Raw genomic sequence first — 6,013 nt, forward strand, 5'->3', positions numbered from 1 at the left:
TTATTGAGGCAGAGCTTAAAGAGCACTCGCGGCTTAACGAAAATCGTGGGGAACCCTAACAAGTGGTTCAAGTCGTTCGCTTCGCTCACTCGGGACGGGCTAAAGCCCGCCCCTTAACCAAACGTTATGTGTCACGAGGTACGCATGAGCAAGGCCACACTATCAGGAAGGCAAACCAGCAACACATATGCGTACATGTTCATCGGTGCAAAGGCCATGCTTGAACAAGCAGAAAAATCAGATGATGGCCAACTATACAATCTTGTCAGCTGCTTGATTTTTTGCGCCTTTACTATCGAGGCTTATTTAAATCATCTCGGTCAATTACAAGATGAAAGCTGGGAAAAGACAGAAAGAAAACTGTCAAAATTAAAAAAATACACAAAATTATGCCAGCAGGCAGGCATAACCCCAGATTTCACGCAAAGGCCATACTCTACACTTAGCGAGCTGTTTGCATTCAGAGACAAAATGGCTCATGGGAAAACCATCAAAGAGAATATAACCAAAGAAATAGAGTTCCCGAGTGAGTCAACCCGTTTCAAAACCGAAACCGACTGGCAGCAGTTTTCATCTATAGAAAACGCCAAGCGCGCCATTGAAGACACTGAGAAATTAGTAAAAGAACTTCACGCCGCTAGTGGCCAAAGTAGGAATCCATTTCGCGACCTTGGCATTGGTATGTTCGGCATTCGGAGGCACGATGCCACATAACAACTGGTTCAAGTCGTTCGCTCCGCTCACTCGGGACCGGCTAAAGCCGGCCCCTTAACCAAACGTTATGTGCCTACCCAATGACTAAGTCCGACGCAAGTATAGCCAACCGATTATTCCTTGCAGTCGCCGTTATTTTCTTCGGCTCGCTGCTTTGGCTTATTGCTCTTGACACAGTTATGGAGTTTTTTGACGTATTCATCACTGGAAAGTTGTGGGCCGGCTTCGTTCTCGGCTCTGCGGTAGTTACGGATAGGATTTATAAATTCATTGCCAAACGCAAAGCAGGCGCAAACAATGTGCAAAACACATAACAATTGGTTCAAATCGCTCGCTTCGCTCACTGGGACCGGCTAAAGCCGGCCCCTTAACCAAACGTTAGGCAAAATCTCATGGCTTCGTGTAAACGGCTAAGCAGCGTATCTCACAGCATCGCGCACCACGCAGTGAGCGGCTTGTCGTATGTGCATCCACATCTGAAAAAAGCAGCAAAAGCACATGCAGAAGAAACAGTCTTTATTAATCTCCTTGCAGACGAGCCCTGCCCACAGCGGTTCTCTGAAATCGCGCCACTGAAAGCTGCATTGAATTCCTTAAAGCTGCGTTTTATAGAAATACTAAAATCTGAAGGCTTTTCAAATTCAGAGCTCAAAGCAGCGGTACTGATGTTTGAATTTCCAGAAAAATATGCCGATGATTACTGCAGCAATTGTCACTCTTTGCTAGTTCATACAGCAGGCAAAAATTATGCACATGCAGTCAACTATATGGGTGCGTCAATTTCGCCTAACAATGCGCTCAAAGCGCTCACTTCGTTCGCTGGGACCGGCGAAGCCGGCCCCTTAGCTTAATCGTTAGAACCCGCTGGAAGTAAGAACAGGTCTTGGCTCAGGGAGCAAAAAGCCCCTGCCCTCCAGGTACATCTCCACGTGTTGAAGCATCGGCACGGGGCATGTTTCATGCATCAGCCGTTCGGCTTGAACTAGGGTGAGAGATTGGGTCTTGGGGTCGTGAGTTCTTAGGGATTTCCGGGACCAGGGTCAGGGGTGGTACAAAGTGGCAGTTGGGGTCGGGGCCCGGTGCATGCAGCCAAAAGCACTGGTGGGTTCTAACAATTCATTCAAGCCGATGCCGCTTCGCGGCACGGCTTAATTCAAGGTGTTAGACAACAGGAGAGAGATTTTGGGTGTCCAACCAAGCCTGATTGCAATTGACCACGACGACTATCACGCAGAGCACATTGGCCGTATTCACGACGGACGTCAGTTCATTCTGACCAATCCATTTGACCCAGCGATCGGCAGCAATCCTGGTTGCGAGTTTGTTGCGCTCTATATCTTTGACAAGAGCGGACAACTCATCGAGGCAAAGATCGACAGCTTTGGCCCACGCTCTGGCCTTGATGAGAGTGCACGCAGTTCTTTGTATTCTGAAAGGCTGGCAAGCCTTGGCGCGATCTCATTCGAGCGTGTAGAGGTTGCTCCATTCGCTGTGGAGCGCTTTGACATTGAGTTCGGTTTGATCGCCCGACCGCCTGAAGAGGACGACGATTCATGGGCAGTCGAAATGCAGCCCGGCAATTACATGGCTTTCTTTGAGCCGTGGGACAGCGGCGAGTACGACACGTGACGGGCCTGTTGTCTAACAGTTCGTTCAAGCCGAAGCCGCTTCGCGGCTCGGCTTAACTCAAGTGTTAGGCCTCAAGTAGTCAAATTCCGATTTTTTCATGTCGATTTCAGGATATCTCAATCGACTATATGAGGATCTGTGTCGTTTCTGTCATGGCCCACAAATTAAACATAGAACGGAGAATTTATGGACAGTTTTAAACTCGATCTTCTAATGGCCGCACCCGCATCAATAATCTACGAGGCCTTAACTACTCAGCGTGGCATCCAAAACTGGTGGACCACAGCTAGTGAAGTTGGTACAACCGTTGGGCAGCAGATAACCATTCGCTTTGGGGATACATACAAAGTGATGCAGATTGAAGCTCTGCGTCCATTTACTGAGGTTCAATGGAGTGTCAGCGAAGCACATCTGGTCGTTCCTGGCTTAACACGCACAAATGAATGGATTGGCTCAACTATTGTATTTCAACTTACTCCCCACTCAGGTGCTCTCACCCTACTGCAACTGGAGCACGTCGGTCTCACAAAACAGATTGAGTGTTACGAGATTTGCAGTCAGGGTTGGAATCAATTTTTGGGAAGCCTCAAGAGCTATGTAGAAACGGGTAAGGGATCTCCGTATGTTGAGCAGCCTTCGGCCTAACCAATCATTCAAGAGGGGCGCCTAATGGCGCCCCTTAATTCAAACGTTAGGCGCCAGATGGAGATCTCTGTGAATCCAGTACAGAAGTTCATTCGCTACAAAGCATGGGCCGACGATCTTTTCCTGTCGGTAGTGGCTGGTCTTCCTGAATCAGAGCTAGTTAGCCCACGGCCAATAATCTTCGGCAGCCTAATCCGCACTCTCAATCACTCGTACGCCATGGACTACGTTTGGCAATCCCATCTGCTTGGCAGGCCTCATGGGCTTACGACTCGCAACCCTATTGATCACCCGCCAATTCAAGAACTTGTCGCCTCTCAGTTTAAAATGAACGCCTGGTACGTTGACTATGCCGACTCGCTATCAAATGACCAATTTGATGAGGTTGTAAAGTTCGAGTTTATTGGCGGAGGTATCGGTTCCATGTCGCGCGGAGATATTCTCCTTCATGTGGCAAACCACACCACATATCACCGCGGACACATCGCAGATATGCTTTATCACCTCAACGTTTTCCCACCCACTACAGATTTTCCGGTCTTCCTTCGATCATCGGTAGTCGCCTAACAAGTGGTTCAAACCGTTCGCTACGCTCTCTGGGACGGGCTAAAGCCCGCCCCTTAACCAAACGTTAGGTGCTTCTCTTGGATCGAGCAGAGACTATTAGAATCGCTGAAAATTGGATCAGCTATTACAGAGAGTATGAACTAACGGGGAAGTTACTTGCAGACGGTGACGAGCTTAATGATCTTGTGTATTCAGCCCCAAAGAAAGCCCTAGAGATAGTTTTTGAAATTTTATCTAAAATAAATCAACACCCTGAGGATTCACTGTTTCAGCAATTGGCTGCAGGCCCGATGGAGATGCTGCTCGTTTATCAAGGTGAAGCAATAATTGAATTGGTAGAACACGAAGCAGCCCGTAACGCAGCATTTAGGCTGTTACTAGGTGGTGTCTGGCAAAGCACTACCCGCGAAAACATATGGCAGCGAGTACAGCAAAGCAGGAGCCAGGCGTGGTAAAGCTCCTAACAAGTGGTTCAAATCGCTCGCTCCGCTCGCTGGGACGGGCTAAAGCCCGCCCCTTAACCAAACGTTATGCCGCTATAAAGAGTTCCGAGTATGGCCAGTAACGAAAGCAGCACTGAGGTTCCGGCAATTAAAGACGCTGAATCTGAGCGCCCGATTCCGACTGCATGGCGAAATATAATCAAATCAATCGTCAGCTCTTTTGTGCGCCATGATTACCACCTAACGACTTCTATTCCTGGCGTAGTTCCAGTGCAACCAGACACTGCAGAGCAAATTGAGAATTACATAAAAGGCTACGGCGCAGAACTAACTGAACTACCAGAGGAAACTTGGAATTCATCGATTTGTATCTGGATGGGAAACAGGTGGGATGTCTTAATTGATCTGTGGTCACGCTCAGAGGGTAGAAGCGACCTTGCGCTTAGTCTTCACGTGTCAGAAAAAAATAACGGCTTCGAATTCAATATTTATATGGTTTATGTACCCTAACGCATACACCGCATAACAATTGGTTCAAACCGTTCGCTTCGCTCACTGGGACGGGCTAAAGCCCGCCCCTTAACCAAACGTTAGGCATATCGAGAAAACATGAAATATCTAAGAGCCATACTACTTTCATTAGCAACAACATCTGTATTGCCAGCGAATGCAAGTCAATCTTTTGATATTTCCAACTCTGCTAGCGTTACAGCTCCAAACGTTTTAGGCTGGGATTTATATGAAGTAAAAGAAAATAGCGTGCAATTCAGCAATCAGTTACCTGAGCCTCCATTCTACGCCTCATTTCTAACAGCGCGCGTAATCACCATAGACCCCGCAAAAGATAGAGTCGAACATATTTTAGAAAACGCTGGGAAACGCCTTTCTAGATTTTCATACAACGAAGCCAAAAATGAATTATTAATAAGCTATAACTACAAAAGAATAATTCACCTTGGCACCGACTGCATCTCAATAGAGTGGATAACAAAACACCCACGTAAAGAAAGAAATAATATTCCCCCCACCTTTATGAATCAAAGAATGATTGAATGCCCAGTCCCGAACACAGCATCTCAAATAGTATCGCTATCATTTTCAAGCTTCGGCAAAGAAACCAGCATCCCTGCTTTCAGGCGAGAAGTTGCTGAAAAATTTTTTAATTCATTAAATTTTAAATAAAAATGTGTAACCCATACAGCCTAACAACTGGTTCAAATCGTTCGCTGCGCTCACTGGGACGGGCTAAAGCCCGCCCCTTAGCTTAAACGTTAGGTGCTTATATGCTGATAGCCATTCGCATAATTCTTAGCCTTACAGCTTTAATTGTCGGATTTGGTATAGCCGGTGCTGTTGGGTCATGTATGGGACAACGTAATTGCGAGTCTACGCTCGGAACTAGTTTATTTTGGGCCAGCCTTATATCGGCACCCTTCGTGATTTCAGCACTGACGTGTAATGCCCGAAGAAGCCTAACCTCAATTATAAATCTAGTTTGTCTAGCAATAATTTTTGCTTACGTCTGCTTTTTGTTTTCGTCGACATCTATGCCTTGGAATTTAATTAGCACACTCAAAATCATAGCGCAGTGGAAAAGCGTTAATTACCTAGTAATTTTAGCAGGCATTCTTCCATCAATACTTATTCACACATCACTTATACTCATGTTATGTCACGCGCCTAAAAACATTACAACTCTTACAGAACGAATAAAGAACCGCAATTTACCGACCAACACCTAACAAGTGGTTCAAACCGTTCGCTTCGCTCACTGGGACGGGCTAAAGCCCGCCCCTTAACCAAACGTTAGGGATAGACATGACGCCGCGTGCTCTACTTCTTTTCACAATCCTTATCTCTATTAGCGTCAATGCAGAAGAAGCCTCTAGAATTGACTGCGCAAAGGCATTTTCCACACCAGATGTGGAGCAATGCATTGCTATCGAATTGGATAAAACAGAAACCAGTCTGAATCAAGCTTATCAAGGCCTTGTAAAACAGCTTACTCAAGCCGA

10 protein-coding genes are annotated in these 6,013 nt (G+C 46.5%); all 10 read left to right on the top strand.

The window, feature by feature from the left end; all coding sequences use genetic code 11:
• Positions 1–144: 144 nt before the first annotated feature.
• Positions 145–714, top strand: a complete 570-nt coding sequence (locus AACX99_RS21880) for a hypothetical protein (RefSeq protein WP_339414524.1) — start codon at positions 145–147, stop codon at positions 712–714.
• Between the two features lie 80 nt (positions 715–794).
• Positions 795–1,028 carry a hypothetical protein gene (locus AACX99_RS21885; protein ID WP_339414525.1) on the top strand — a complete coding sequence of 78 codons (234 nt, stop codon included), beginning with the start codon at positions 795–797 and terminating at the stop codon, positions 1,026–1,028.
• A 150-nt stretch (positions 1,029–1,178) separates the two neighbouring features.
• On the top strand, positions 1,179–1,565 hold the full coding sequence (locus AACX99_RS21890) for a hypothetical protein (protein ID WP_339414526.1): 387 nt from the start codon (positions 1,179–1,181) through the stop codon (positions 1,563–1,565).
• Positions 1,566–1,896: 331 nt separating this feature from the next.
• Positions 1,897–2,343 (top strand): hypothetical protein, encoded by a 447-nt coding sequence (locus AACX99_RS21895; protein WP_339414527.1) that lies wholly within the window; start codon positions 1,897–1,899, stop codon positions 2,341–2,343.
• A gap of 186 nt (positions 2,344–2,529) precedes the next feature.
• Positions 2,530–2,988 (top strand): SRPBCC family protein, encoded by a 459-nt coding sequence (locus AACX99_RS21900; RefSeq protein WP_339414528.1) that lies wholly within the window; start codon positions 2,530–2,532, stop codon positions 2,986–2,988.
• 69 nt (positions 2,989–3,057) lie between these two features.
• A complete protein-coding gene (locus tag AACX99_RS21905; protein ID WP_339414529.1) occupies positions 3,058–3,555 on the top strand; it encodes a DinB family protein in 498 nt (165 codons plus the stop codon).
• Positions 3,556–3,632: 77 nt separating this feature from the next.
• Positions 3,633–4,010, top strand: coding sequence for a DUF6869 domain-containing protein (locus AACX99_RS21910; protein WP_339414530.1), 378 nt, complete (start codon positions 3,633–3,635; stop codon positions 4,008–4,010).
• Between the two features lie 99 nt (positions 4,011–4,109).
• Positions 4,110–4,508 (top strand): DUF7668 domain-containing protein, encoded by a 399-nt coding sequence (locus tag AACX99_RS21915; RefSeq protein ID WP_339414531.1) that lies wholly within the window; start codon positions 4,110–4,112, stop codon positions 4,506–4,508.
• Positions 4,509–4,607: 99 nt separating this feature from the next.
• Positions 4,608–5,180 carry a hypothetical protein gene (locus tag AACX99_RS21920; protein ID WP_339414532.1) on the top strand — a complete coding sequence of 191 codons (573 nt, stop codon included), beginning with the start codon at positions 4,608–4,610 and terminating at the stop codon, positions 5,178–5,180.
• Between the two features lie 636 nt (positions 5,181–5,816).
• A partial coding sequence (locus AACX99_RS21925; RefSeq protein ID WP_339414533.1) for a hypothetical protein occupies positions 5,817–6,013 on the top strand: 197 nt, incomplete at its 3' end.

Source organism: Pseudomonas sp. EA_35y_Pfl2_R5 (assembly GCF_963970805.1).
GTDB lineage: Bacteria > Pseudomonadota > Gammaproteobacteria > Pseudomonadales > Pseudomonadaceae > Aquipseudomonas.

What these genes read in the sequence shown, in the direction of transcription:
- AACX99_RS21880 (WP_339414524.1), top strand. Translation starts at nt 145, where the DNA reads ATGAGCAAGGCCACACTATCAGGAAGGCAAACCAGCAACACATATGCG.
- AACX99_RS21885 (WP_339414525.1), top strand. Translation starts at nt 795, where the DNA reads ATGACTAAGTCCGACGCAAGTATAGCCAACCGATTATTCCTTGCAGTC.
- AACX99_RS21900 (WP_339414528.1), top strand. Translation starts at nt 2,530, where the DNA reads ATGGACAGTTTTAAACTCGATCTTCTAATGGCCGCACCCGCATCAATA.
- AACX99_RS21915 (WP_339414531.1), top strand. Translation starts at nt 4,110, where the DNA reads ATGGCCAGTAACGAAAGCAGCACTGAGGTTCCGGCAATTAAAGACGCT.
- AACX99_RS21920 (WP_339414532.1), top strand. Translation starts at nt 4,608, where the DNA reads ATGAAATATCTAAGAGCCATACTACTTTCATTAGCAACAACATCTGTA.